Annotated in this window: 26 protein-coding genes and 1 riboswitch; of the genes, 5 read left to right on the top strand and 21 right to left on the bottom strand. The window is 60.8% G+C overall.

Translation table 11 applies throughout. From position 1 onward, the window contains the following. Window positions 1–6: 6 nt before the first annotated feature. Genes VE23_RS13630 through VE23_RS13640 form a run of 3 tightly spaced genes read right to left on the bottom strand, consistent with a single transcriptional unit; the run spans window position 7 to window position 4,354 of the window. On the bottom strand, window positions 7–2,778 hold the full coding sequence (locus VE23_RS13630; protein ID WP_049868279.1) for a non-ribosomal peptide synthetase: 2,772 nt from the start codon (window positions 2,776–2,778) through the stop codon (window positions 7–9). 15 nt (window positions 2,779–2,793) lie between these two features. Further along, window positions 2,794–3,621 carry an SDR family oxidoreductase gene (locus VE23_RS13635; protein ID WP_049868280.1) on the bottom strand — a complete coding sequence of 276 codons (828 nt, stop codon included), beginning with the start codon at window positions 3,619–3,621 and terminating at the stop codon, window positions 2,794–2,796. Beyond that, window positions 3,614–4,354: a thioesterase II family protein gene (locus VE23_RS13640; protein ID WP_049868281.1), complete on the bottom strand. Its 741-nt coding sequence runs from the start codon at window positions 4,352–4,354 to the stop codon at window positions 3,614–3,616. Before VE23_RS13640 ends, VE23_RS13635 begins: the two co-directional genes overlap by 8 nt. Window positions 4,355–4,640: 286 nt before the next feature. Here VE23_RS13640 and VE23_RS13645 point away from each other — a divergent pair, with 286 nt between their 5' ends. Further along, on the top strand, window positions 4,641–5,333 hold the full coding sequence (locus VE23_RS13645) for a 4'-phosphopantetheinyl transferase family protein (protein ID WP_084781470.1): 693 nt from the start codon (window positions 4,641–4,643) through the stop codon (window positions 5,331–5,333). Window positions 5,334–5,579: 246 nt separating this feature from the next. Here the strand turns inward: VE23_RS13645 and VE23_RS13650 are convergent, their stop codons facing one another. The 12 genes from VE23_RS13650 to VE23_RS13705 all read right to left on the bottom strand — a co-directional run bounded on the left by VE23_RS13650 (window position 5,580) and on the right by VE23_RS13705 (window position 16,686). After that, window positions 5,580–7,199 (bottom strand): DHA2 family efflux MFS transporter permease subunit, encoded by a 1,620-nt coding sequence (locus VE23_RS13650; protein WP_049868282.1) that lies wholly within the window; start codon window positions 7,197–7,199, stop codon window positions 5,580–5,582. 32 nt (window positions 7,200–7,231) lie between these two features. After that, the gene (locus tag VE23_RS13655; RefSeq protein WP_021880187.1) at window positions 7,232–7,651 is read right to left on the bottom strand and encodes a MarR family winged helix-turn-helix transcriptional regulator; all 420 of its coding nucleotides are present in this window, start codon (window positions 7,649–7,651) and stop codon (window positions 7,232–7,234) included. Window positions 7,652–8,086: 435 nt separating this feature from the next. Further along, the gene (locus VE23_RS13660; RefSeq protein ID WP_049868283.1) at window positions 8,087–8,317 is read right to left on the bottom strand and encodes a hypothetical protein; all 231 of its coding nucleotides are present in this window, start codon (window positions 8,315–8,317) and stop codon (window positions 8,087–8,089) included. A 362-nt stretch (window positions 8,318–8,679) separates the two neighbouring features. Next, window positions 8,680–9,384, bottom strand: coding sequence for a sulfite oxidase-like oxidoreductase (locus VE23_RS13665; RefSeq protein WP_021880186.1), 705 nt, complete (start codon window positions 9,382–9,384; stop codon window positions 8,680–8,682). A gap of 3 nt (window positions 9,385–9,387) precedes the next feature. Beyond that, the gene (locus VE23_RS13670) at window positions 9,388–9,621 is read right to left on the bottom strand and encodes a hypothetical protein (protein ID WP_048747351.1); all 234 of its coding nucleotides are present in this window, start codon (window positions 9,619–9,621) and stop codon (window positions 9,388–9,390) included. Between the two features lie 186 nt (window positions 9,622–9,807). Next, window positions 9,808–10,845: a hypothetical protein gene (locus tag VE23_RS13675; RefSeq protein ID WP_049868284.1), complete on the bottom strand. Its 1,038-nt coding sequence runs from the start codon at window positions 10,843–10,845 to the stop codon at window positions 9,808–9,810. 163 nt (window positions 10,846–11,008) lie between these two features. After that, complete coding sequence (locus VE23_RS13680; RefSeq protein ID WP_198156169.1) at window positions 11,009–11,836, bottom strand: inositol monophosphatase family protein; 828 nt, start codon at window positions 11,834–11,836, stop codon at window positions 11,009–11,011. 135 nt (window positions 11,837–11,971) lie between these two features. After that, complete coding sequence (locus VE23_RS13685) at window positions 11,972–12,793, bottom strand: sulfite exporter TauE/SafE family protein (protein WP_049868285.1); 822 nt, start codon at window positions 12,791–12,793, stop codon at window positions 11,972–11,974. Between the two features lie 108 nt (window positions 12,794–12,901). After that, on the bottom strand, window positions 12,902–13,921 hold the full coding sequence (gene uvsE / locus VE23_RS13690) for a UV DNA damage repair endonuclease UvsE (RefSeq protein WP_021880180.1): 1,020 nt from the start codon (window positions 13,919–13,921) through the stop codon (window positions 12,902–12,904). Further along, window positions 13,918–14,235, bottom strand: a complete 318-nt coding sequence (locus VE23_RS13695; protein ID WP_048747355.1) for a hypothetical protein — start codon at window positions 14,233–14,235, stop codon at window positions 13,918–13,920. Before VE23_RS13695 ends, uvsE begins: the two co-directional genes overlap by 4 nt. 130 nt (window positions 14,236–14,365) lie before the next feature. Next, the gene (locus VE23_RS13700; protein ID WP_049868286.1) at window positions 14,366–15,499 is read right to left on the bottom strand and encodes a D-alanine--D-alanine ligase; all 1,134 of its coding nucleotides are present in this window, start codon (window positions 15,497–15,499) and stop codon (window positions 14,366–14,368) included. A gap of 68 nt (window positions 15,500–15,567) precedes the next feature. Continuing rightward, window positions 15,568–16,686: an amidase domain-containing protein gene (locus VE23_RS13705; protein WP_084781472.1), complete on the bottom strand. Its 1,119-nt coding sequence runs from the start codon at window positions 16,684–16,686 to the stop codon at window positions 15,568–15,570. Between the two features lie 216 nt (window positions 16,687–16,902). Then, window positions 16,903–17,092, top strand: a riboswitch (cyclic di-AMP (ydaO/yuaA leader). 5 nt (window positions 17,093–17,097) lie between these two features. On the opposite strand from VE23_RS13705, the gene VE23_RS13710 reads away from it, so the two are divergent. Further along, window positions 17,098–17,721, top strand: coding sequence for a hypothetical protein (locus VE23_RS13710; protein WP_049868287.1), 624 nt, complete (start codon window positions 17,098–17,100; stop codon window positions 17,719–17,721). Between the two features lie 327 nt (window positions 17,722–18,048). Then, window positions 18,049–18,513 carry a hypothetical protein gene (locus tag VE23_RS13715; RefSeq protein WP_049868288.1) on the top strand — a complete coding sequence of 155 codons (465 nt, stop codon included), beginning with the start codon at window positions 18,049–18,051 and terminating at the stop codon, window positions 18,511–18,513. A 126-nt stretch (window positions 18,514–18,639) separates the two neighbouring features. Here VE23_RS13715 and VE23_RS13720 read toward each other — a convergent pair whose 3' ends face one another. Both VE23_RS13720 and VE23_RS13725 read right to left on the bottom strand, forming a co-directional pair. Beyond that, window positions 18,640–20,001 (bottom strand): dicarboxylate/amino acid:cation symporter, encoded by a 1,362-nt coding sequence (locus VE23_RS13720; RefSeq protein ID WP_232313024.1) that lies wholly within the window; start codon window positions 19,999–20,001, stop codon window positions 18,640–18,642. A gap of 307 nt (window positions 20,002–20,308) precedes the next feature. Continuing rightward, a complete protein-coding gene (locus VE23_RS13725) occupies window positions 20,309–21,076 on the bottom strand; it encodes an IclR family transcriptional regulator (protein ID WP_232316933.1) in 768 nt (255 codons plus the stop codon). Window positions 21,077–21,539: 463 nt separating this feature from the next. Here VE23_RS13725 and VE23_RS13730 point away from each other — a divergent pair, with 463 nt between their 5' ends. Both VE23_RS13730 and VE23_RS13735 read left to right on the top strand, forming a co-directional pair. Further along, complete coding sequence (locus VE23_RS13730; RefSeq protein ID WP_049868290.1) at window positions 21,540–22,562, top strand: alpha/beta hydrolase; 1,023 nt, start codon at window positions 21,540–21,542, stop codon at window positions 22,560–22,562. A gap of 149 nt (window positions 22,563–22,711) precedes the next feature. Beyond that, window positions 22,712–23,914 carry a Fe-Mn family superoxide dismutase gene (locus VE23_RS13735; protein ID WP_049868291.1) on the top strand — a complete coding sequence of 401 codons (1,203 nt, stop codon included), beginning with the start codon at window positions 22,712–22,714 and terminating at the stop codon, window positions 23,912–23,914. A gap of 243 nt (window positions 23,915–24,157) precedes the next feature. Here VE23_RS13735 and folE read toward each other — a convergent pair whose 3' ends face one another. From folE to rnhA, 4 genes are all read right to left on the bottom strand, one after another. Further along, complete coding sequence (folE, locus tag VE23_RS13740; protein WP_021881157.1) at window positions 24,158–24,751, bottom strand: GTP cyclohydrolase I FolE; 594 nt, start codon at window positions 24,749–24,751, stop codon at window positions 24,158–24,160. A gap of 35 nt (window positions 24,752–24,786) precedes the next feature. Further along, window positions 24,787–25,056, bottom strand: coding sequence for a YneF family protein (locus tag VE23_RS13745; RefSeq protein WP_021881158.1), 270 nt, complete (start codon window positions 25,054–25,056; stop codon window positions 24,787–24,789). A 95-nt stretch (window positions 25,057–25,151) separates the two neighbouring features. Further along, window positions 25,152–26,378, bottom strand: coding sequence for a tRNA epoxyqueuosine(34) reductase QueG (gene queG, locus VE23_RS13750; RefSeq protein WP_084781474.1), 1,227 nt, complete (start codon window positions 26,376–26,378; stop codon window positions 25,152–25,154). Between the two features lie 39 nt (window positions 26,379–26,417). Next, window positions 26,418–26,870: a ribonuclease HI gene (gene rnhA, locus VE23_RS13755; RefSeq protein WP_049868292.1), complete on the bottom strand. Its 453-nt coding sequence runs from the start codon at window positions 26,868–26,870 to the stop codon at window positions 26,418–26,420. Between the last annotated feature and the right edge of the window lie 45 nt (window positions 26,871–26,915).

Raw genomic sequence — 26,915 nt, forward strand, 5'->3', positions numbered from 1 at the left:
AGCCCCCTAGACGAGTATTTTTTTGGACATGAATTCTTGCAAGGCGCGCGGCGAGGAATGAATATATAAGTCCCGCAAAGTCAGCGTGGAGTCGATATCCTTCTTGAGCGCGGACAGCAGCTCCACCGCCAGCAGCGAATTGCCTCCGGATTCGAAGAAAAGGTCGTCGGGACCGACGGCATGCCCGAGCACGCGGCTCCAGATGGAGAGATAGGCATCGCCGCCGTGCCCGGCCGCCTCGGCCGCTGCCGGCGAAGCTTCCTGCTCGTCAGGCTGGCGAAGTCCCGCCAGCAGCGCTTTGTGATCCGCCTTGCCATTGATGGTGAGCGGAATGCCGTTCACCCGGATCAGCCGGGCCGGCAGCATATACTCCGGCAGCCTGGACTTGAGCTCCGCGCGGATCCGATCGGCCTGGACCTGCTCGGAAGCCTCGAAGAAAGCCAGAATCTGCTTGTGGGAAGCCTCGCCGCCTTCCCCGTCATGCACCAGCACAGCCGCGTTGCGGACCTGCGGCAGCTTCTCGATGACGGCGCGGATCTCGTCCAGCTCGATCCGGAAGCCCCGGATCTTGACCTGGCTGTCCATTCGGCCCAGGTAGTCGACGCTGCCGTCCGGCCTCATCCGGCCGAGATCGCCGCTGCGGTACCAGCGCCGGCCGCTTTCGTCCGTGACGAACCGCTGCCGCGTCAGCTCTTCCCGGTTCAGGTAGCCGCTGGAGACGCCGGCGCCTCCGACCCAGATTTCGCCTTCCATTCCGTACCGGCAAGGCAAGCCGTTCGGCTCCCGGATGGATATCTCCCATCCCTGCAGCGGCACTCCGACCGACTTGGACAGGCTGCCGGGATCCTTCTGGAGAACCGTCCGCCACGTGACGTGGACGGTCGTTTCGGTGATGCCGTACATGTTCACCAGCCGGCAGCGGCCGGCCGGATAGCGCTCTTGCCAAGCCGACAGCTTGCGGGCATCCAGCGCCTCGCCGCCGAACACGACGAGCCGGACGGAAGCCAGCCTCGCCTGCTTCTGCTCGCCGTCCGCCTGGACCAGCGCATAAAAGGCCGACGGCGTCTGGTTCAGCACGGTGACGCCCTTGGCCGCCAGCAGGTCGCAGAATTCGTACGGAGACTTCGCGAGCGGCCGCGGCACGACGACGAGATGGCCTCCGGTGAGCAGGCATCCCCACATTTCCCAGACCGAGAAATCGAAGGAGGCGGAATGGAACATCGTCCAGACATCCGTTTCGCTCAGCTTGAACTCGCCTTCGGTGGCCTCGATCAGCGAGACGATGTTCGCCGATGGCACGAGCACCCCTTTGGGCTGGCCGGAAGTCCCGGACGTGTAGATGACGTAAGCCTCCTTCGGCGCCTCGGCGGGCAAGGCGGCGCCCTCCAGCGCCTCCGCGCCTGCGGGTGAAGCCAGCTCCTGCGGAGACAGCCGCCGGACAGTCCGCTCCGAATGAGTCTCCTCCGAGCGCGTGACGATGAAGCCTGCCCCTGAATCCTCGATGACAAAACGGATCCGCTCCGCCGGATAGCCGGGGTCAACCGGAATATAGGTCCCGCCCGCCTTGACGACCGCGACGAGGATGACGACCAGCTCTGCCGTCTGGTCGAGCGATACGATGACTTTAGTTCCCTCCTTTACTCCGTATGAGATGAGCTTTCGGGCCATGAGATCGCTTCGGCGATCCAGATCGGTGTACGTGATTCCTCCTTCCTGGTCGGATACGGCCGGACGGTCCGGCCAGGCGTTAGCGACGGAACGGATTCGGGCCAGCAGCTCTCCCGGCTGCCCCCGGCGTCCCCGCAGGGCCGGGACCGGGGCTGGAGACGACTGCGGCTCAAGCTCGGGCAGCGGCAGGCTCGGCCAGCCGGCCTCCGGGGGCTGGGCGCCGGCGAGCAGCCGCTCCAGGTAGAACCGGTAGACCTCGGCGAACTGGGCCAGGACGGCCGGATGGATGACGCTCTCGCTGGCGGCGATGAGGATGGAGCGCAGGACGCCTTGAGACCGGACGGCGCTGAGGGTGACCGGCAGCGGCGGAGCGAGGCAGGGGATGAACTCTCCCGCCGGATCCGGCAGGTCGATCGCGAGGATGCCGCCATCGAACTTCGCCGAGCGTTCGAAGCTCTCCTCCGCCAGCAGAACCCTCCCGGCTTTGTCGAGAGAGCCCGATGCCGCCTTGCGGAAGCCCGGACCGCTCTCCTCCATATAGATGGAGGCATTTTTGGTGCCGTACCGTTCCAGCGCGAGCAGCAAGGCCGCGGCGAGAGTCGAAGGGTCGGCGGCGGAATCAAGATCTCTCAAAATCCAGCCGTGCGAGTCGGGATATACCGCCGCGCGGTCCCAGCTCGGCATACCCCAGGAAGGCTGCCGTCCGGCCTCCAGCCGGATGCCTCGGGCATCGCCCGGCGAGAAGTCCCCGCTCTCGCCGGCGAGATAGCGGCCCGCCGCGAGCAAGTGCTCGGCCGGCACCGACTCCCGGTCTGCCGCGACAATCAAGCCGGCATCGCCTTCTGCACAGGTCACGAGCACGATTCTCATCTTGGCGCTCCGGCCGATCGGGCGCCGCGATTCTCTGCGGAGCCTCACCTCCAGGTCCTCCCGGGAGCAGGCATGCTCCACCCAGCCTCGGGCGGCGGCGCGGAAGTCCGGGCTCGCGTCCTTCAGCAGCAGCCGCTCGCTGCGGGCGACCGCGGCCGGATCGTCCAGCCGGATGATCCATACTTGGGTTGCGGCTGCGCGGTCAAGCTCCGCAGCCGGTGCCATCCGTGTGGCGTTCATTATTATTCCCCCTGTCTATTTGGCCGAATATCCGGCATCTACGGCTATCGTCGTTCCCGTGACCCTCTGCGACCCGTCGCTTGCCAGCCATACCATCGCTTCGGCTACATCCCTCGGCGAGACGACGGTATTGAGCGCCACGGATTCCAGATCGATCGCCTCCTGGTCGCCCAGCCGGATGCCGAGCGAGTCGGCCACGACCTTGGTCATATGCCCGTCCAATCGTTCGTCGTCGTACACCGGGCCCGGGCAGATGGCGTTGACCCGTATGTTCCGGGGGGCGTAGTCCAGCGCCGCCGACTTGGTCAATCCCACCAGGCCGTGCTTCGAGGCGACGTAGCCGGCAAAATGCTTGTAGCCGAGCAGCCCCGCGGTCGACGCGATATTGATGATGCTCCCGTGCCCCTGCTCCAGCAGGATCGGAGCGGCCGCCTTGATGACCCTCCATGGTCCCGACAGATTGACGTTGAGCAGAATTTCCCATTCCTCGCTCTCGTACAGATGAGCCGCCTTGCCGGCGGGAGCTCCGATGCCGGCGTTGTTGACGACCGCGTCGATGCGGCCGAACCGGCCGACCGCCTCCTCCACGAGCTCCCGGACGTCGTCCATCTCGCACATATCCGCGAGGCGCGCCACTACGCTCGCTCCGGCTTCGCGGCAGCTGCGGGCGGTCGTCTCGAGCTGGTCGGACGAGGACAGCGGATACGGCACGGAATCGATGGGGACGCCGATATCCGTGAGGACGAGATCGGCGCCCTCCTCGGCGGCCAGAATCGCGCAGGCTCTGCCGATGCCGCGGCCGGCTCCGGTAATGAGAATGACCTTGTCTTTGAGCCTAGCCATGTGGATGCGCGCCCTCCTTGCCGGCGAGCTCGCGAGCCATGACGGCTGTCGCCTGCTCCGGCGTTCCGGTGATGTACATATGCTCGCCCTGCACCTCGACCAGCTTGAAGCCGCCCGTCGTGAAGTCTTCCCAACGCTCCACCGCTTCCTTGGACACGAACGAATCTCCGGCTGCATACAGGGCTGTAATCGGAGCCTTCAGCATGACTCCCGGTATGGCCGCATAGGTCTCGTCCATCTCGAAGTCGGCCCGAAGCGCCGGCATCAGCAGCTCCCTCAGATCCGGAATGGAAAAAGCGTGATGCGTATAGCCGGTCAGCTTGGCGACCTCCTCCAGGAACCGGTCGTCGTCATACGAAGACATGGAATAGCTTCGCGTGCCGCCGGGGGACGAGGCTGCGCTGACGAACAGCCGGAGCACCGGCACCTTTCCGCCCGTTTCCAGCCGGCTGGCGACCTCGAAGGCCATCGTCGCGCCGAGGAAGCAGTGGCCGAACAGCGCCGCCGGCCTGCCGTCGCTCTGCGCCTCGATCATCCGGGCGAAATCGTCGGCGGCGGCCTGAATGCGGCGGTAAGGCTCCTCGGCGATCTGGCGCTCCCTTCCCGGGAGCTGGATGGGAACGACCTCGGCGGAATCGCCCAAAAGCTCGTTCCAGCCGTTGTAGAAGCTGGCCCCCGCCCCCGCGAAAGGAAAGCAGAACAGACGGATGTCAGATCTAGTATTTTGTGACATAAATGTATCACCCCTCCAAATTTTGATCTTTTTCATTATAGCTCATTTTTTTGATTCGAATAGTGATTTTTAACGGGAGGATTCGACAAGAAACATAGGAAGGAAGCGGCTTTCCCGCCTTTCCCGTCGTCGAAACGGGGGGGCTTGCGGCGGGTTTTCCGCCCTGCTCCGGCGTTGTGAGATCTTGCGCCATGGCAAACGACAGGATTCGATAATGGGAGCGTCGAAGTAGTCGTCAGATGAGAGAAGATTTCGTAAATGCAATCGGAAGCGAGGATTTGTTGCCATGGTGGAGATTTACGCGGTCGAGATCCCTTCCGGCTTGGAAAGAAGCCGGCTTGAAGAGCTTGCAGCCTTGGCCGGACCGGAAAAACGGAGGCGGATTCTCCGCTATCATCGGCAGGAGGACGCGCTCCGGTCGCTGGTCGCCGACCTCCTGGCGCGGACGGTGCTCATGGACAAATGCGGCCTTGCCGCTGCGGAGATCGAGTTCGCCTGCAGCGAATACGGCAAGCCGTATCTGCGAAGCGGCGGGAGCTGGGCGTTCAACGTCTCCCATGCGGGGAAATGGGCCGCAGCCGCCTTCTCGCAGCGGGCCGAGGTCGGCATCGACATCGAGGAGATCCGTCCCGCCGCCATGGAAATCGCCGAGTCGTTTTTCGCGCCTGCGGAGGTCGGCAGCCTGCAGTCTTGTCCGCCCGATGAGAGGCTGGCGTTTTTCTACGACCTGTGGACGCTCAAGGAAAGCTATGTCAAGTTCGTGGGCAAAGGCCTGTCGCTGCCGCTGGACTCGTTTGCCATGCGGATGGGAACGGACGGCTCCATTGCGGTCGACTCCGCTCTGCCCATGGCGGCGCATTTCCGCCAGTACGAGCTCGATCCGGGCTACAAGCTGTCCGTCTGCTCCGGCGTTCCGGACTTTGCCGGCCATGCGGAAGTCGTTTCGTTTGCGGAGCTGGAGGAGCGGCTGGGACGGTAAGCCGGATGGCTGCGCCTCAAAAAGAAGGGAAGCCCCTGCGAAGGGGCTTCCCTTTTTGCTCTCGCAACAAAACTCCCCGAAAAAAATTCCACGGGTTTTGATCATCGCAACAAAATTCCCTACGGAGAAAGTCCACGGGATTAATCATTGCGCAAAAAAAATCCCCGTGGAAGAAAGTCCACGGGATTAATCATCGCGCAAAAAATCCCCGTGGAAGAAAGTCCACGGGGATGATGCTCGAAACCATCAATTCGTGCCGGGCTCCGGCTTCGAGCCGCTCTCGGCTGCGACCACGGCATCCTGCGCCTGGTTCGTCGTCCGCAGCGGAAGCTCCTTCAGGAAGAACACCAGCACCAGCGAGATGCAGAGCACGCCTGTGCCGGTCGCGAACACGAGCGACAGCGTGTCGCCGAGCGCGTCGCGGATACGGTCGATCATCTGGACGAAGATGACCCGCGCCTCTTCCGGAAGGCTCTTCTCGGTCGCTTCGATCAGCGGCCTGTTCATGAGCGTCTGCGGATTCGCGAACTCGACCATCTTCTTGGCGACCTCCGGATCCAGCTTGCTGAGATCCGGCGCATCCGCGGATGTCAGCGCCTGCTTCAGATGACGGGCGAGGTTGTTGGACATGACCGTTCCCATGACGGCGATGCCGATCGTGCCGCCCAGGTTCCGGAACAGCTGCGAGGAGGCTGTAGCGACGCCAAGCTCCTTGTGGGATACGGCGTTCTGCGTCGCCAGCGAGAATACCGGCATGCCCATCCCGAGGCCGATGCCGAAGATGCACATGCTGAGCACGGCCATCCAGACGCTGTTCATGATGATCATGATGCCCATGCCGAGAATCATGATCGGCACGCCGATCAGCGCGTAGCGCTTGTACTTGCCGCTCTTGGAGATGCGCTGGCCGATCAGGGCGCTGGTGACGACCATGAAGATCGACATCGGCATCGTGACGTAGCCGGCGTAGGTGGCGGAGATGCCGAGCACGCCCTGAACGAAGAAGCTGAGATAGATCATCGCGCCCATGAGGCCGAAGTTCATGAAGAAGCCGATGATGTTGGACACGGTGACCACGCCGTTTTTGAACAGATGCAGCGGCAGGATCGGGTTTTTGGCGTACCGTTCAATGAAGACGAAGACAACCCCCGACAGGATGGCTCCTCCGATCAGGCTGAGAATCTCGACCGAGCCCCAATCGTACTTCGTGCCTGCCCAGGAGAAGGCGAGCAGCAGCGGCACGATGGTCGTCGTCATGAACAGCGAGCCGAGATAATCGACTTTCTCCCCCGGCTTGCGCTCCACTTTCGGGAACAGCATCAGAATCATGACAAAGGCCACGATGCCGAGCGGCAGGAAGATCCAGAACAGCCAGTGCCAATCCATATGGTCGACGAGATAGCCGCCAAGTGTCGGGCCGATGACGCTGGAGAAGCCGAATACGGCTGTCATCAGACCCATCCATTTGCTCCGCTCCCGCGGAGGGAACAGGTCGCCGACCGCCATGAAGGCGGTGGACTGGATGATGCCGGCGCCGATGCCCTGGATACCGCGGTAAATGATGAACTGGAACACATCGGTCGAGGTGCCCGTCAGGAACGCCCCGATGATGAACAATAAGATACCGATCAGAATGAACGGCTTGCGGCCGAACATGTCGGACAGCTTGCCGACGAGAATCGTGGCGATGGTGGACGTCAGCAGATAAATGTTGATCGTCCAGGTGTAGTATTCCATTCCGTTCAGGATGGAGATGATCCTCGGCATCGCTGTACTGGTGATGGTCTGGTTGATGGCAGCGAAGAACATGGCCGCCATGACGGCGATCATGATGGATAGTTTCCGCTTGTGGGATAAATGTTCCATGATGTCTCTCTCTTCTCCCTTTTACCTGTAGGTTAGGATTCCGATGTCAGCTTCTCCATCAGTTCCGTAATCGTGACGACCTCTTCCGGCGTCAGCCGCGTGAGATACCGGCCAAGCAGCTCTTCTCTCACCCGGTGTCCTTCCTCGAGAGCCTCCTCTCCCCTTGGCGTAATCTCGACCAGTACCGATCTGCGATCGACCGTGTCATGGTGCCGAAGCACATAACCGCCGTTCTCGAGACGATCGATCATGACTGTGACCGCGCTCGGCTTGACCTCCATCTTCTCCGCGATCGCCGCCAGCTTGCAAGGTCCGTTGAGCTGAACCTGCTTGAGCATGAACATCTGGGGCAGAGTCAACGGGCTGTCCCTGAATGCATCGGCCAGCGCGTTCTGGAGCTTGTGCATGAAGGTCTGTACTGCTTCCTGGAAACGTTTGACCTCTGTCTCCATGATGGCCTCCCCTTAATTAAACAATAATATATTTATACAGTTTAACAATTATAATGTCAAATGAATTTGGATGCCACCTGGACATATCATTCCCAGCGCAGAAAAAAATAAAAAGCCTTTCCCTGGAAAAGGAAAGGCGGGCTTTGGGCTTTGGGCTTTGGGCTTTGGGCTTTGGGCTTTGGGCTTTGGGCTTTGAGCTTTGGGCTATGAACTAGGGCTTGGGCTTTGGGCTTTGGGCTTTGGGCTTTGGGCTTTGGGCTTTGAGCTTTGGGCTATGAACTAGGGCTTGGGCTTTGGGCTTTGAGCTTTGGGCTATGAACTAGGGCTTGGGCTTTGGGCTTCTCAGCCAGGGCTTATGGGCTTTGGGCTTATAAGCCTCAGGCTTTGGGCCTATTAGCTTTGGGCTTGGCCCCTTCCTGCGCTCACGGCAGCCGCTTAGTTCTGGAGCCGGCTCCGCGCGGACCTCCGCCAGACCGCCCACTTGATTCCGGCGAACAGCGCCGTAATTCCCGCGAGCACCGCGGCGGCCGCCGCGATCCACAGAACCGTATTGCCGCCAGCGACGACAAAGCGGCTGTCGCGATACTGAAAATCATCCGGCACGAAATACACTTCCCTCAGCCGGAGCCATGCGGGATAAACGAAGCCCGCCGCTCCCGCGCCCACAGCGATTGCAGCTCCTTGCCAAAGGGCTCTCTTCCAAGAAAACACCGGCATGAACAACGGCTCCATTCAGGCATATGCCCGTGTAATAGTGATGGAACAACTACTTTATGACCCGGCCGGTAGGGACGAAATCCGACGTTCCTTCCGAGATTGTCTACAGGATACTTTAGCAGATTAAGGAAAAATGCAAAAGAGCTTTATGGACGGGACGCCGGCTGAACGACAAGCAAATGGCTTCGCCCCTTCCGGCTTACGCACAGCGGAGCGTGCACGCCGGAGCAACCCCTGAACTCCATATATGTACGCAAAGAGAAGACCGGAGGCTCATGCCCCCGGTCTTCTTCATCCCTAGGCGGAATGCTTCAGTCGTAATCCTTGTGGACCCATTCATCCTCCGGCAGCTCGAAGCCGGGCTCGGAATATCGCTGCTCGAGGAAAGGATCCGCCGTGTTGTGGAAGCCGTTGCGCTCCCAGAAGCCGGGCCTGTCCTCGGTCATGAATTCGAAGCCGCGCAGCCATTTGGCGCTCTTCCAGAAGTACAGGTGAGGCACGACGAGGCGCAGCGGCCCGCCGTGCTTGGCCGTAAGCGGCTCTCCTGCGAACTTGAAGGCAAGCAGGATATCGTCGCCCATGAGATCGGCCAGCGGCAGGTTGGTCTCATAATCATGATCGCCGTAGACCATGACGTGGCGGGCGTCCGGTGAAGGCTCGATGCCGGCGAGGCTCAGAAAATCCCGGAACAGAATGCCTTCCCACTCGGTGTCCATCTTGGACCAGCGGGTCACGCAGTGGATATCCCGCGTCATGCTGACCCGGGGCAGCGCCTCAAGCTCCGCGAAGCTGAAGGTTCTCTCTCCGCCGTCTACCGCTCCGGTCACCCGCAGATCCCACTTGTCCATCTCATAGACGGGAATCTCTCCCTCATGGAGAATCGGGAACCGGTCGGTCACCGTCTGCCCCGGCGGCACGCGGTCGCCGTACCGGGCGTCGGGCTTGATCTTGTTCATGATCGCCGCTGCGTTGCGCTTCAGCCGCTCGGCCTTGTCGCTCTCATACGATGAGCTCATCCGTCAGACACCCATCCGCCTGCGCTGATTGTTCGGCTTCTTGTTCAGCTGGCTGCGCAGCTCCTTGGCGCCGCCCTGGGCTCCGCCTGCTTGTCCCTGCTTGCCGACCGCCTGGGCCTGCTTCTTCTGCTGCAGCTTCAGCTTGGCGGCTTCAGCCAGCGTCATCTTCTTCGGCTGCTCGGCCGCTTCCTGCTGCTCAGCCGCTTCCGCGCCTGCTTGCTCGTGTGCTTCCGTCATGTGTATTCCTCCCATGCGAACTGTCATGTTTTCCTGATTGTAGTGTAGCCTATTTTGCCCTTGAAAGCCATGTTCAAAACAAGTCAACCATCGACCGCAAGCAGCTGGAAATCAGTCTTGGCCGAGACAGCCTCCTTCGAGGTCCTCCCCATCCGAAGACAGCCTATGCCGCCATCAGGCGCTTATTCACCCGGAGATGTCGGGGTTCCGCTCCATGATGGTCGCCGCAATCTCCTCCAGCCTCGGCAAGTAGGCCAGCGTCCGCTGCGCCCTCCGCTCCAGATCGGCCTGCGAGCGTATTCCAAGGTCATCCATAAGCTCGTCGAAATCCGGAGCGAGCGGCTTCAGCAGCTCCGGCGCGTCCGCGTACAGAATTTTGCGGCAGCGGGCGTAAGTAGCGGCGATCCAGAAGGACGCTTCCCGGTGGTTGCCGGACCGGATCAGCTCCAGGCTGGCTTGGATTGCGATCGGCCTTGCTTCGGGCGTGATGTCGGAGCTGAAGAAGAACGGCGTCCGCGCGGCGGCTGCGGCCGCGTCGAAGGTTCGGGAAAGTCCGGCCAGATGATGCTCGACGCGCGCCTGCCGCAGCTTGGCGCTGCCCAGCTGCTGAAGCAGCTCGTCATAACAGCCGCTCAGGCCGTATTGCTCCAGCACGCCGCGCGCCGCCAAATAGCGCAGCCGGATCGTCGGATTGCGAAGAGCCGCGGTCAGAATGACATGGGCAGCGACGCCGGTCGGGAACAGCCACGCCGTCACCCGGTCATGCCACGGCAGCTCGGGCTCCGCCCGGCTCAGGCCGTCCTTCGCCCTCTGCAGCGCATCCCGGCAGCGCCGCTCGACCCAAAAGCGGTCCTGGAAGCTGCGGGCCGTCTCCCGCTGGATGACGCCAAGCCGTCCCGACGGATCCGCCAGAATCCGGTCGTTCCGGAAGCCACCCGCCAGATGATAGGAGCCGAGCACCTTTTCCGCCGAATCCAGCTCGCTCCAGGGCAGGTATGTCACTTCCAGCAAAGCTCCTCCATAGATGAACTTCCCGAGCTTGGGAGGCGCCGCCTCTCCTTCCAGCACGACGAACACATCGATATCGGAGCCGGCAGGCAGCTCGGCCTCCTCCGGCATCGATGCCGTCGATCCTCCCAGGTAGGCACCGACGAATCCTTCTCCAGACGCTCCCTGCTCTCGGACCCATTCGGCCGCCAGCCCCCTCGCATCTCCGATCCGCATTCCCATCGTCCTCCCTTCTTTTCCTGCCGCGCAGCATCCGAAGAATACCTGCCATGCGGCTTCAAAACGAGGCCGTGCTCCTGAAAAAAAAGCCGGACCTGTCGCATCTTCATCATGCAAGGTCCGGCTTTTTCGTTTTGATTCTGCGCCGCTGGAGCAGCCGTCAGTCGGCCAGCTCCGCCAGCAGCTCGCCATGGATCCGCCCGTTGGTCGCGGCGACGTCGCGCACGCCGAGATGATACGGCGTCCCGTCGATATCGCCGACGGCGCCCCCCGACTCCTGCACGAGCAGAGCGCCCGCCGCGATATCCCAGCTGTTCAGCCCGATCTCCCAGAAGCCGCTCAGCCGGCCTGCCGCCACATAAGCGAGATGCAGCGCGGCAGAGCCCGATGAACGGATGTTGCGCACCTTCGGCGCGATCCGCCGGAGCTGTTCGAGATTGCGCGGCAGGGCCGTCCTGTGCTCGGCCGGGAAGCCGGTGGCGACGAGGCTGCTGCGCAGCGTTTCCTCTCCCGATACGCTCATCCGCTTCCCGTGCACGTAGGCGCCCTTCCCCTTCTCCGCGATGAACAGCTCGTCGGCCGACGGGTCGTAGACGACGCCCAGGATGATCTCCCCCTTGTGCGCCAGCGCGATGGAGACGACGAAGAACGGGAAGCCGTGCACGAAGTTCGTCGTTCCGTCCACCGGATCCACGATCCAGAGGTACTCGGCGTCGCGCACGCTCTCAAGAGCTCTGGCCGACGCCTCCGGCCCCGGCTCCACTCCTTCTTCCCCAAGAAACGAATGGGAGGGGAAATTCATCATGATGAGGCTGCGGATCAGCTTCTCCGAGCCTTTGTCCACCTCGGTGACGAGATCATGAGGCGACATCTTCTCGTCGAGCCTCTGGTAGTTTCCCAGCTTTGTCTTGATCCACTCGCCCGCCTTGGAGGCGCAGTTGATGGCCACGGCGGCAAAACTTTTGCTCCCGACTACCGGTTCGTTCATCCTGCTCACTTCTTTCTATTTGTCTCTATATCGAAAATCCTCCGGCTTCAGCCGGTTGTCTACAAGGTATACGATCCGCATTCGGATTCTGTTGCAAATGGGACCGGCTGCAGGGCTCTCCGATTGCGCGCCCGCTCAAAGGGCGGACCAGCCCTGCCAGATGAGCCGCGCGGCCAGCACGAGCAGCGTCGCGCGCAGCAGCCACATGATGCTGCGTCCGCTCATGCGGGTTGCGATCCATGCGCCGGCCTTGCCTCCCGCCCATGCGCCGGGAGCGAGGGCAAGCACGAGCAGCCAGTCGATCTCCCCCATGGCGCCATGCACGCCGCTGCCCAGAATGGACGACAGGAAAATGACGAACATGGACGTCGCCGTCGCCACATGAGGCGGGAAACGGAACAGAATGACCATGACGGGGACGAACAGCGAGCCTCCTCCGATGCCGAACAATCCCGACACGAGTCCGACCAGCAGGCCGATTACGAGCAGCAGCGGCAGGCTGTAGCCGTATTCGTACGTCGCGCCTGTGCCGTCGGTCAGCCTGCGGGAGATCGGCCATTCAATTGTAAGCGGATTCATTCGGTCGCGCAAGATGAGCAGCACGGCCATAAGCAGCATGAACAGGCCGAAGCTGAGCTGAAAGGCGCCGCCATGGAACCGGGAAGTCAGCGCCGAGCCGATCATCGCTCCCGGACCGCTGGCGATAAAGAGCATCCACGCGCTGCGGAAATCGACCTTGCGCTGCTTGGCGTACGTCATCGACGACGCCAGCGCGGTCACGATGAGCACGGCAAGCGAAGTGCCGACGGCCGTCGCCTCCGGTATCGGCGCTCCCGTCAGGCGCTCGCCGAGCAGCAGCAGGACCGGCACGATGATGATGCCTCCTCCAAGACCGACAATGCTGCCGAATATGGAAGCGACAACGCCTGTAAGTACGATCAGGACCCATTCCAGCATAGGTATTCCCTCCTTCTGTATCCCTCAAACGCCGCTTGCGCGGCAAAGGCACGGATCCCCCTCCGCCGGAGCGGATGGCGATTCGTGCCCGTTCACTGTTCCCGGCCTTTACATGACCTCGATCGTGCCGCCGTCCAGGACACGGATTCCCTCTCCCGCCGCCTCGAGCCCGCGGAAATGCTCCATCAGCGTCACCAGAGCCTGGTCCTTCGCCTTGGATTCCATCATGCAGTCGAGCAGCTCCACGGAGCCGTTCACGCCGCGCAGGAATTCCAGCAGCGGACCCGGCTCCACGAAGTCCGCATGGCCTCTCGGATCGCTGAGGCTCTTCGGACTGGAGACGTGGATCTTCGGCGGCAGGCCTGACGCTCCTCCGTCCAGTCCAAGCCGCCGCTGCTCCCGGTTCCAGGTGGCGACAATGCGCGGCCACAGCTCCCCGTAAAGAGCTTCCTTCGTCTCGCCACCGTCGTTGACCGCATGATGATGGATATCCAGCACGACCGGATTGCCGACCTTCTCGGCGATGTCGAGCGTCTCGCGGACGTTGAACGTCTTGTCGTCGTTCTCCAGCGTCACCCGCCCGCGCAGCCTGGCATCCTGGGCTCCGAACTGCGCGATGAACCGCTCGGCGGAGACGGGCTTGTCCCCGTACGCGCCGCCTACATGGATATTGCATTTATACTTCTCGTCCAGTCCCATCTCCTCAAGCATCCGCACATGATACTCCATATCCCTGACCGAGCTTCTCAGCACCTCGGGGCGAGGCGTGCTGAACACGCAGAAGTGGTCGGGATGGAAGCTGACCCTCATGCCGGTCTCGCGCGCGTACGCGCCGACTTCGGCGAAGGAAGGAGCCAGAGCGGAGTAGGGATCCCAATCCGCGAGCGCGTCATGCGTCGCCAGCGGTATGATCTTCGAGGAGAACCGATAGACGTGGATGCCGGCGTAGCGGTTGTTGCGCATGATGCGCAGGGCGCTGTGCAGATTTTCCTCGGCGATCCGCTCCAGCTTGCGCAGCGCCGCCTCGCGATCCTCCAGCTTGGAGAAATTCTTATAGGTCATGGTGCGCGATGAAGAAGCGTTCTCCACCAGCAGGCTCATGGCGACAAAGCCGAAGCGGACAATCATCCCCGGCCGCCGAAAAACATTTCATGGGCAAGCGCCGTCTGCACGCGCGACTCTTCTTCCGTCAGCTTGCGGACGAGCTCCATCTCCACCTGCGTCACTTCCTCGCCCTGGAAGTTGATCTCCGCGATGGAAGCGAGGATTTTCACGATGGCGATGGCCTGGTTGCCCGGCGTATAGGCGATGACCTTCTGTCCGGCCGGGAACACCCGGAACCCCGATTTCATCATTTTTCCTTTGCCGTATTCCAGAAGCTCGTACAGCTCCTGCTCCGACTTGAACTTGCATACCGAATTGAATTCCGTTGCGAATCCCATTGTCTTCACCCTCCTGTTCATTACTGTGGCAAGCGCGGCTGCTTGTCCGGATGCTGCGGATGAAAAAACGAGCTTCCCTCCCGCCAAGGCGAAGGAAGCGCGAATGTGTGCGAAACGTATGGAAAACCGGTCAGCCGCCGTACTCCAGCTTCTGCTTCTCCGCATGGCGGGAAATCGCCAAGCCGATGAGGCTGTCGAGCAGCTCCTTGTAAGAAACGCCCGATTCCTTCCAGAGCAGCGGGTACATGCTGTAAGGCGTAAAGCCCGGCATCGTGTTCACTTCGTTGATCAGAATCTTGCCGTCGCTCCTTCGAAGGAAGAAATCGACGCGGGAGAGGCCGGAGCCGTCGATGGCCAGATAAGCCCGGATCGCCATCTCGCGCACCGCTTCGGCCGTCTCTGCCGGAAGATCGGCGGGAATGTGCATGACGGAGGTGCCGTCCACGTACTTGGCGTTGTAATCGTAGAAGTCCGTTCCGCTGACGATCTCGCCGACGACCGATGCGCGCGGGTCGTCATTGCCGAGCACGCCGACTTCGATCTCGCGCCCGTCGATGAACTCCTCGATGACGACCTTGCGGTCGTAGCGCAGCGCGAGCTCGATGGCTGCGATGAGCTCTTCCCGGTTGCGGGCTTTGGAGATGCCGACGCTGCTGCCGAGATTGGCAGGCTTGACGAAGCAGGGATAGCCGAGAGCGACCTCCGTCTCCATGACGAAGAACGCGCGGTCCTTCTCCCACTGGGTCCGGTTGAAGTAGCGGTAGACGCATTGCTCGAGCCCCTCGTGGGCGAACACCTTTTTCATGAAAATCTTGTCCATGCCTACTGCCGAAGCAAGGACCCCCGCTCCGACGTAAGGAATATTGGCCATTTCCATCAATCCCTGGACCGTGCCGTCCTCGCCGAACGTTCCGTGCAGCAGCGGGAACATGACGTCGATCGTCCCTCCCGGAGCTCCGGCCGAAGCGGCCGCCGCCTGGAGGGCGCCCTCTCCGGCCTCAGCCGTCGCCAGTCCGCCGAATACGGGCGCCAGCGCCATGCCGCCGTCCTCTGCCGGGGACAGCTTCAGCTGCTCGACGCTGTGCGGAGCTTCCAGCAGCACTCCTCCGGAGCGCCATTCGCCTTGACCCGTAATATAGAAGGGCTGTACCTCGTATTTATCGAAATCGAAGGCGCCCATAACGGCCAGCGCCGTCTGCAGCGATACCTGATGCTCGCCCGACTTGCCTCCGTAGATGAGTCCGACGCGAATTTTGTCTCCCATGTTAGCTCCTCCGGTAACCTTCTTGAATTAGAATGCCATAACCTGCAAGGACCGATGCGGCTCCCGCATCAGAAATAGTCCTGCAGATGATAAAACCGATAGCGCGTCCGGTCCGTCCAGGCGTAGGAATCCTTGTAGTCCCAATAGCGGTGCCGGCTCGGCACGGTGTTGGCGTTGACCAGCGGCATGCCGTCGGCATCGAATGCCGTCACGACGGTCGTATGCTGGAACCGCCCGTCCCCGCTCCAATCGTAGGTGATGACGTCCCCGAGGGAAAGCTCGGATGCGCTCTCCACCGTCGTCGCCCGCATGCCCGTGCTGCGCGGAAACGACAGATACAGCTGCAGCGCGTTCGACACCGCCCAGCTGTAGCTCCAGGATTCCTGGCCGCCTGTACGGCCTTTGTACCACCATCCCGATTCTCTTTTACCAGTATAGTTCATCGGTGCTTCGCCTGCAAAGACACATTGCGACACGTAATTGGTGCAGTTGACCTCGAACAGCTCGTAGGCCGGATTCGCTTCGTTCCACCATCGGTCGGCGTAGGCGGCGACCAGCTCGCGCCTGTACTCGACGGCGCGGTCGCGCGTATTCAGGCGGGACAGGACGCCGTAATTAAGGAAAGGGCGCCCCGCGCCCGGACGCTGGATTCCGCTGCCGCCGCCGTCGCCGTAGGAGCGATGCTCGGCCAGCGCGCTGTCCGCCGCGGCATGGCCGTATCTGGGCCTGCGCTCGCCGACGATCGGCTCCACCCGGGTCAGGCGCCATGCTCCGCCTTCCTCGGCGAGCCACAGGCGCTCCTGCTCGAGGCGCTCCTCGGTGTAGGAGCGGCCGCGATGCTCGACATGACGCTTCACATGCAGCTTCAAGACGACCGACACTTCGGTCGCGGACTCGTTGATCCTCAGCAGCGTCGCTCTCGTCTCGCTCTGCGGCGACAGAATGCCGCGCTCCTCGTCCCTGAGGCGCAGCCGGCGCAGACGTTCCTCCAGGCGCCGGCGGTGATCCCTGTCTTCCAGCAGGGCGCCGAGCACCTCATGCCTCCGCTCCACTTCGGCTTCGTTGTACCCGTGCACGTATTCCTGCACGGCTCCTCTCCAGCCTTCGAGCGCAGCCTGCTTGCCGGAAGACGGCTGCGAGCGCTGAGCCTCCGATCGTTTGACTCCCCGGGTACCGGTACGCGGCATTCCTTTCCCCATCCCTTCTGGTCGGTATTCGCCCATCATCAAGATGATCTTATGACTGCTCTCCATTAAAATATGCGGACCCATAGCCGGATAGAGCGCTTAAACGCCGTTATCCGTGGCTATAACGAGAATGCGGCAGATATATATCGAATTTTCAGTCAATATCGTATTTTACAAAACAAGCCCGGCTGGCTTATGATATGATGTACCACTCTATCACCATATTTGCTGAATTCCACGTATCGTGGAAGCGGGGGAACCAATACGCGGGCGTCTGTCGACGCTTGCCGGGGTGAATCCGAAAGGAACAGGCCGGGCTGCCGAAGCCGCGTTTCTTTCCTTTTGGTAGGGCTACTCTCTGGCCCGAATCCGTCAGCTAACCCCGTAAGCGCACAAAGGAGAGATGTCAGGATGTCACTGAAAGACAACCGCGCGGCCTGTTCCGCGCAGGAGGGCTTCATTGCGCCTTCCGTCTGTTCTGCGTCTGCGGTCGAGGCCTTCTTGGCTCCGCCGCCGTTTCCCGGCTTGGACGCGCCGATCGCGCTGGACATGGCGGTCGCGGAAGCTTATTCCCAGCCGGCCCCGGCTGCCGAGACAGCCGCAAGGCCGCCCTTCCGGCCCGAGGCGCTCGAAGAAGAGCTGTCCGCACCGGGCCGCCGCATCCGCTGCATCGACCTGTTCATCACCCGCACGGGACCGCTCGTCGATCCCGAGCGCGGAGATTACCGCGTCGTGCTGCATCTGTGCTTCGGCTCCTCCATCCGTCAGGCTTCCGTGCTCATTCCTTACGCCAAGGCGCCGAGAAGCTGGGACGCGTGGAGCCGTTGGTTCCAGCCGTTCGTCGGGGTCCGCTCCGACGAGGCGATGTCCGTGCTCTATTACGACGCGGAATGGATCAGCGACCACAGGGACCGGCTGCTGCGCAAGACGCTGGAGCCGTCCTCCCAGGAAGGCACGCTGTTCCCGGCCACCGCTTTCTGGAGACGCAACTCCCTGATCGAAACATCCGACATCCATATCCGGCTGTCTCTGTAGCCGGATGGCGCTCTGTCCTTCATTCCTTCAAGAGGCATCCCCTGTCCGCTTTGCGGCCGGGGGATGCCTCTTGGCTTTTTAGGGCCTGGAGCGGACACTTGGGGCATTATTTTGACAGCGCTGGTCCTTCCGCCGGGAAGAGCCAAGCAGCTGTCCGGGACGCCCGTCGACCATCCTGTTATTCGTAGTTCCTTCTCGATTTGTATCCCATCGTGGAACACTATGCTAAACTAGTCTAATCTGGATATTATTCCCTTATGCATTGGTGCACAGCCTGTTCCGCCTTTCCTTACGAGTTTGACTTGAAATGGAGCGATTTAGCAGACAATGAAAAAATCATATCTGTGGAATATGGGAATAATAATTCTTGCGATTGCAGGATTTTTCTTGTATGCCTACTTGGCTAAAGATAAGAGCAGCTTAAATGAAATTATAACTAAATTGGATAAGAACAACCTCGTTTCCGTCCGTGTGAGTAAAACGTCTAAAGAGACGAGAGGGAAAATAGAAATCAACCTCACCGACAAAGAAAGCATCAGCAATGTGCTGAACAAATTAAGTGAAATTAAAACCGTATCGGCTAAAAACGGAAAAATAAATCCAGATGTTAAATTCACTTACGAAATCGCCATATTGGACAGGAATGATATTGCAGTGGGCATGAATTTCAAGGACAACAAAAATATGGATGTAATCGAATTAAACCCCGATCCCAATAAAATCCATTCCTATACGATAAAAGATGAGCCTGATGTATATCGTCTTTTGGATTCTTTTATCTTTGCAGAATGATCTGCCGACCGTTCTTAGCCGGCCTTCAGCAGTCATCCTCGGGTCGGGAACAGCATGAATAGTTCCCATTGCGTATAAAAAAGACTGCCAGCCGCAATAACGGCTGGCAGTCTTTCTATTCCACCATCAAGCGTGGCTCAATTCGAGCTCGTCTTCCTCATCCCGCTCGTAGGATTCTCGATCGAATTCCCCTTCCGATACGGCGACCAGCAGCGTCGACACGGTCGTGCCGGAGGCGTTCAGAGCCGTGCGGCCCATGTCGACGACGGCATCGATCGCAAGCACCAGACCCAGTCCTTCAAGAGGCAGGCCAAGCGCGGTGAGCACGACGGTCGTCGAGATGGATGCCGGACCCGGCACCCCGGCGACGCCGATCGACGAGATCATGCTGACCAGCACGATGAGCACGTAATCCGACCAGCCCAGCGGCACGCTGTACACCTGGGCGACGAATACCGCCACGACGGCAGGCCATACGCCGCCGCAGCCGTTCATGTTCATCGTCGCGCCGAGCGGAGCGACGAAGCTGGCGATGCGAGGCGATACGCGCAGTCTCTTGGTGATGACCTCGAGGTTGACCGGCAGCGTCGCGTAGCTGCTGCGAGTCGTGAAGGCGACCGCGATGGTCGGATAGATTTTGCGGAGGAACTTGAACGGATTCAGCCTCGCGCCGAAGGTCACCAGCGCTCCGAAGGTAAGGATGAAGTGCAGCAGCAGCGCGATATAAGTCGCGATGATGAGCGTGATAAGCGGCTTGAGCGTCTCGGCGCCGTACTTGGCGGCCATGGAGCCGATCAGCGCGTACACGCCGTACGGCGTCAAGCGGATGATGTACTTGGTCACCTGATTCATGACCTGCTTCAGCGATTCGATGACCTGGCGCACCGGCTCGACCGCTTCCGGCTTGCGGGAGCTGAGATGCACGATCGCCACGGCGACAAAGATAGAGAAGATCAGAACCGGCACGACTTTGCCGTCCGCCATATCCCCGATCGGGTTCGACGGAACCAGGTTCAGGATGACCTCCGAGAAAGTCGGAATGGAACGCGATTCGTAGCCTTCCGGCACGCTTTGGGCGATGCCCGTTCCCGGGTTCGCGACCAGGGCGACGACAAGCCCGATGAGAGCTGCGATTCCGGTCGTGACCAGGAACAGCAGGATGGTCTTCGTCCCGATCTTGCGCAGCTGCCCAAGATTCGAGATCGAGGTGATGCTTGAAATGACTAGCACGGCGACAAGCGGAATGACGAGCATCTTGATCAGGTTGACGTAGATGGACCCGATCGTGCCGATGCTGGTCGCATCCAGCTCAAGGGCGTTCAGCGTAATGCCGACGACCAGCCCGATTCCGAGCGCGATCAGCACGCGGTAGCCGAAGGATACGCGGCGCCGCGCCAGCCCTACGAGCAGGCCGATGACGACAATAGAGACAAGCAAGCTGATCCAGTTCGTTTGTATGGCATGGATCAGGTTATTATTTGGAACCAAGCAGCTCAACTCCCTTATTCCTATCATGTTACTATGGTATAGTATATTAGTTACATCTAAGATAGATGTCAACTATTATTAACCCGTAAACTTCTTCCATGTCCTAGAAAGCCAAAAAAAAGAGACCTTGAGGTCTCCGATATTGGAGCGGTTCGTTTCAATGCGTCTCCGCCGTCATGCTCGACTTGCCCTCGCGGCAGGACGCATGATATGACGCCGAGACAGGCTCCGGACAGGCAAAGCCCCTTCCAGCGCCCGGCTGCCGCACCAGCGGCCCCGTTGATAAGCGCCATCCTGTTCATTCCGATCAGCCGGACAGCATGGCTCCCATGCGCTGAGCCGACTGGATGATGCGAGCGGATTGCTCGGCGATGATCTCCGGCGTGAATCGGGCCGAAGGTCCCGAGACGGACAACGCGGCCGCCAGCCGGCCCGACCGGTCGAACACCGGAGCCGACACAGCCGCGGCGCCGGGCTCCCGCTCTTCCTGGCTCGTAGCGTAGCCCATGCGGCGGATTTCCTCCAGCTGCTCGCGGAACGCAGCCGGATCGAGGCCCGGCGGCATCGCCTCGTCGGACATGAGCCGATCGGCCAAGGACGGCTCTGCAAAGGCGATCAGCACTTTGCTCGAAGCTCCCACATAGAGCGGCAGCCTGAGGCCTACCGGCGCGACCCTGCGGATCGCCTGGTTGCTCTGGACGGCCTGGATGCGGATCCGCTCCCGTCCGTCCTGCACATACAGGCTTACCGTCTCGCCGATCGTGTCGCGAAGCCGCTCCATCTCCGGCAGGCAGATCGCGGCGGGATCGCCGGAGCGCGATATGTGCGCGGCGAGCTCCCAGATCCTCATGCCGAGCCGGTACCTCTCCGAGCTGCGGTCGCGCTCCAGGAAACCCTTGTCCTCCAGCGTCGCCAGCATCCGGTGGACGGTGCTCTTATGGAGGCCGACGCGCTCCGCGATCTCCGTCATCGGCAGATCGCTTTCGGTCGTAAAGCACAGCAATATATCCAGCGCGCGCTCGACCGCTCGCACGTTCGACTTGCCTTCATCCGCACGGGCTCCTCTTGGCTCCACGCTCTTCATCTCCTTCCGGCACCGGATGCGGTGCCTCTTCATTCCCGTCTCTGCGCCGGGATGCTGCTTATCGGTTCGCTCTGAACCCGAACCCTCGGACAGAATATCGGGTACGTCAACTTGCCCGGAATATGCCGGAGCTAGCCGGTCCTGCAAGCGGTGGTCCGAATCAACTGAGAATCATTATCATTATAGAGGAACGTTTTCCGTTCGTCCATGCTTTTTAGCGCTATAAGGTTTCACACAATGAAACCGAGATTCTTCTAGTATAACCGGATTCCCGAATTCCGTAAAGAAACCGCCTCTTCTTCCCCTGCTTTCAGCCGCTGCCGGCTTTGTTTTACAAGCAGATTACAAGAGCTTAACAAATCACCGACATCAATTGACAGCCCGGACCAAAGACACATAAAGTAGTAGTACATCGGATCTATACCGCTTACATTGCAAGGGAGGGGAAGACGATATGAGCAGCACCGCCCTGTCGACGCCGCTTAACCTCGAGGGAAACCGGTCATCCGTCGCTCCCCGCCGGGATACGCGCCGCAACGCGCTGATCGCTTCCGTGTCTGCCCTGGCTGCGCTGCTCCTGCTCGCGGCTGCCGCTTTCCACGGCTACATCGCCTGGATGGTCGCTTATCCTTATGTGGCTCCGGTCTATTCCAATCCCATGGAAGCCAAGCAGCTGAGCTACAGCGACATCACCTTTCCCAGCCAGAGCGGCCGTACGACCGTGAGCGGCTGGTATATCCCCGCCGGATCCGGCCATTCCGTCAAGGAAGCCTCCGATCGGACCGTCATCCTCAGCCACGGCTACGGAGCGAACCGGGAAGAAACCTGGGTGCCTATGTATGATTTGGCGAGCCTGCTCAACAGGCTTCATTATAACGTGCTTATGTTCGATTACGGCTATGCCTCCAAGCAATACCGAGCCCCGGCGACGGGAGGCTGGGAGGAGTCGCAGCAGCTGCTCGGCGCCGTGAATTACGCCCGCAGCCACGGCTCCGGCGAGGTGGTCGTCTGGGGCTTCAGCATGGGAGCCGGAACCGCGCTCCAAGCCGCGCTGCAAACGAAAGACATCGACGCCATGATTCTCGACAGCACGTTCGTGCCGAGTCCCGACACGCTGTTCGAGAATGTCCGGCAGATCATCGATCTGCCCCGCTTTCCTTCGCTGCCTCTGATCGAGGCGCTTCTGCCGCTCTGGACAGGGGTCGATTTCAACAAGATTCCCGCCGGAAAGGTCATGAGCACCGATTATGATATTCCCATCTATATGATCCACGGCACGATGGATGCCAAAGCCTCCTATCAGTCGGCCGAAACGATCGCGAGCCGGCAGAGTAATCCGCTGTCGCGGGAATGGATCGTGAACGGCGGCTATCACGAGATGCTGTACCGAGAGCACCCCAAGGAATATATCCAGCGTGTCGCCTTGTTTCTCAGCCAGGTCAACCAGTCGCTCGAGAACGATGGCGCGACCGCCTGATCTCATCCCCTTACCATCCTCCCAAGCTAATGGCCGGACCCTTCGTGGGTCCGGTTTTTTTGAGCTCTAAAAGCACGAACATAGCTGTCCCCGAGCCCGAATACATCTAGAAGAGGATGGAAACTACATGCTCGAGGGGGCGGCCACATATGCCGGAAGCGGACCGAAGCGCCAGGCAGCTCAAGCTGCTGGAGGATATCAAGGAATGGAAGATGCAGGAACAAAGCAACGCGGAGCTGATCCGGCTCGTCTCTCCCGGCCTGGAGCCGGCTTACAGGGGGTTGCTGCAGCAGTGGGAGCCTCTGTTCCGGCTGACCGGGCAGCAGGCCGAGGAGCTTCTTCGAGAGGAGGCTCGCCTAAGCGGAGACGGGCAGAGAAGCGAGGAGGCCGAGCCTTCTCTGGCCATGATCGACCAGCGTACCGCAGGCTTGCTGGAGGCATCCGCGCTCCAGACCCGAACCTTTATCGAGCAGCTGGCGCAAATGCTGCAAGCGAGCCCCGCATTGGCTCGAGATCAGGCCGGGCGCTCCGCCGTCGACCATGCGCTGCGGGAAGCCAGCTACTGCCTCGGGAAGGCCGAGGCCTACAGCCAAGCCCGCAGCCGCGCCGACGAAGCCGCCCGCTCCGACAGCGGCGGCTCGGAGAAGGAACCGTCAGCCTCGGCTTCTAGAGATGGCGGGTCGGGCAGGCTGTTCACTTACGGCTATCCGGCCGAGGAGCTGAAGCAGGTTCCCATCGGAGGCCATACGCTTCCGCCGCTTCCGTATGCCTATGATGCCCTGGAGCCGTACATCGACACGAAAACGATGGAAATCCATCACGACAAGCATCATCAAGCTTACGTCACGGATCTCAACAAGGCGGAAAAAGAGCTTCAGGCTTCCAGGCAAAACGGGAATTTCGACCTCGTGAAGCACTGGGAGCGCGAGCTGGCTTTCAACGGCGCCGGCCATTATTTGCATACGCTGTTCTGGACCGTCATGTCGCCTCAAGGCGGAGGCCGGCCTGTCGGCACGATCGGGGATGCCATCGACCATGATTTCGGCGGCTTCGACGCGTTCAAAAAACAGTTCAGCGAGGCTGCCGGCAAGGTTGAGGGCGGCGGCTGGGCGATCCTCGTCTGGAGCCCCCGCAGCCGCAGGCTGGAAATCCTGCAGGCGGAGAAGCATCAGAACCTTTCCCAATGGGACGCCATTCCCCTGCTGCCGCTGGATGTCTGGGAGCATGCCTATTACTTGAAGCATCAGAACAAACGTCCCGATTACGTCAAGGACTGGTGGAATGTCGTCAACTGGCCCTATGTGAACCAGCGCTTCGAGAAAGCGAGGACGATCGCCTGGGAGCCTTACTGAGCCTGTCGCGCGTGTATTGTTGCGACATGTCTCTATGACATGAGTGTACTACATGTGTGTGTATGACATACGTGTATGACATTCGTGTATGACATGTGTGCATGACATGGTATCCCATGATTATTTCGTAGGGGGTTTTCCCTTGTCATGCCGCGCTTGATCCGCGAGCCATGGTCGTCTTGCAATGCCGCTTGATGAACGCAAAAGAACCCGCTTGCCCAAGCAAGCGGGTTCTGCGTGCTGCTACTGCTTCAGCAGCGAGAGGAATTCGGAACGCAGCGCGCTGCTGGTCCGGAATTCTCCCCGCACGCCGGAGGTGATCGTCTTGCTGCCCGGCTTCTTGACGCCCCGGGAGCACATGCACAGATGCTCGCCCTCCACGACGACCATGACGCCCTGCGGCGCCAGCGCATCCATGAGGATGTCGGCGATCTGGGCCGTAATCCGCTCCTGCACCTGCAGCTTGCGGGTGACGGCTTCGACGAGCCGGGCCAGCTTGCTGAGGCCTACGATGTGGCCGTTCGGCAGATAGCCGATATGGATCTTGCCGAAGAACGGAGCCATATGATGCTCGCACTGGCTGTAATACACGATATCCTTCACGATGACGAGCTCCTCGTGGTTCTCGTCGAACGTGACGCCGAGCACTTCCGCCGGATTGACTTCGTAGCCGGCGAAGATCTCCTCGTACATCCGCGTCACGCGGGCAGGCGTATCCTGCAGCCCTTCGCGTTCCACGTTCTCTCCGACGAGCTTGAGAATTTCGCGGAGATGATATTCGATCTGCTCCCGGTTGCGGGAGACATGGGAATTGCTATAGTCCTTCAAGCCTGCCATAGGCGGGTTTCTTCCCTTCTGGCTTCAGCAGGGGCTTACTTGCGCTTGCCGCCGCGCTGGTTCGGAATGAACTTCTGGTTTTGTGGGGCGCCTGCGCCACCCTGGTTCTTCATCATCTGCTGGGCGCGCTGCATCTGCTTGCCGTTCAGATTGTAGCCCATCTGCTTGGCCATCTTCTGCAGCATCTCCGGATCGGACTGCATCTTCTCCAGCTGCTTGCGGAGATAGAAGACCCCGATGAAAAATCCGCCGACCCCTCCGACGATAAGGGTAACGATGGGGATGACGTAGTTGTACCATTCCATATTGGCTCACCTATCCTTCATGGGTGTTCATAGACTTGTCCATGATAGCATTATCGGGTATCGCGCGCAATCCGGGAACAGGAGCTGCGGGCCGTTCAAGAATGCGGAGATGCCGGCTCCTGTCCGGCTTCCGGCGCTTCCAATGCCTCCGATGCTTCCAACGCTTCAGCTGCAGCTGCAGCTGCCGCCCGGCCGATGACATCCCGCGCCTCCGGATCCTCCTCGGTGCCGAGCGCATCCTTCAGCGCCTGCAGCGCCGCCTCGCCGCCGATGCGGCCTAGCGACCAGGCTGCCGTGCCGCGAAGCACCGGACGCGGATCGTCGCGCAGCACCTTGACGAGGGCGGGAACAGCGCCCTTCTCTCGGAAGTTGCCGAGCGCGATGACCGCATTGCGCTGGATCGGCTTTTTGCCCCGCCAGGAGGAGGAGTTGGAGCCGTAACGCTCCTTGTACTCGCGGTTGGAGATGTCGAGCAGCGGCTCCAGCAGCGGCTTGACCTGCTCCGGGTCTGCCTTGAACTCCGGATGGCGCGTGACATTGATGCCTTTGTTGACGGGGCAGACGATCTGGCAAGTGTCGCAGCCGTACAGCCGGTTGCCGATCTTGCGCATGAGCTCGTCGGAGACCATCTCCTTGGTCTGGGTGACGAAGGAAACGCAGCGCTGCGCATTCAGCTGCCCAGGCCCGACCAGAGCGCCGGTCGGGCAAGCGTCGATGCACTTGGTGCAGCTGCCGCAAGTATCCTCGATCGGGGAATCCGGCTCCAGCGGCAGGTTGGTGATCATCTCCGCAAGGTAGATCCAAGTGCCGTGCTTGCGGTTCATGATGAAGCTGTTCTTGCCGCTCCATCCAATGCCCGCGCGCTCCGCAACCGCCCGGTCCGACAGCTCCCCGGTATCGACCATGGACTCCGCCCGCAGCTCCGGCACCCGCTCGCGCAGCCAAGCCTCCAGCCGCGCGAGCCGGCTCCGCAGCACCGTGTGATAATCCTCCCCCCAGGAAGAGCGCGACAGGATTCCCCTTCTCGCTCCCGGCTCCGACTTGGGCGGATTGTGCAGTTTGCTTGGGTAGCCGACCGAGATCGCGATGATCGACAGCGGCTCGTCGAAGAGGAGGGAAGGATCGGTGCGCCGGTCGATGTCCTTGGCCTCGAAGCCGGATTCATACCCGAGCTCCCGATGGCGGATCAAACGGCCCTTGAGCTCGGTGAACGGCTCCGGCGAAGCGACTCCGATGTCGTCGATGCCGAGGCCGTAGGCGGCTTCCTTCATATCCGCCTTCAAGCGGGTCCAAAAGGCTGCGTCCCTGATCCTTTCCTCCATCTTCCTCCCCTCCTCATCCTTCGAATTGCCGGGCGGCTCTCAGCCCTTGCCCGAAGCCCGCATCGCCTTGATCGCGCCGACGGCAAGCTCGTCGCAGCGGTTGTTCCATTCGTTGTCGCTATGGCCCTTCACCTTGACGTAGGAAACCTCATGGATGCCCATCAGCTCCCACAGGCGCTGCCACAGCTCCTTGTTCTCGACCGGCTGTCCCTTGCTGTTCTTCCAGCCGTTGCGCAGCCAGCCCTTGATCCAGTTGTTCTGGAAGCAGTTCACCACATAGGCCGAGTCGCTGTGCACGGTCGCCTTGCAAGGAACCTTGAGCAGCGACAGCGCTTCGATGACCGCCTGGATCTCCATGCGGTTGTTCGTCGTATGCGGCTCCGCGCCGGATATCTCCTTGCGCTTGTCCCCGTAGAACAAGACGGCTCCCCAGCCGCCCGGACCGGGGTTGCCGGAGCAGGCTCCATCCGTATAGATCGATACTTCTTTCATATAAAGGGCCAACTCCTTCTGCTTGATCCTGCGGCAAAAACGCTC

It is taken from the genome of Paenibacillus sp. D9, assembly GCF_001188365.1.
Taxonomy (GTDB): domain Bacteria; phylum Bacillota; class Bacilli; order Paenibacillales; family Paenibacillaceae; genus Paenibacillus_O; species Paenibacillus_O humicus.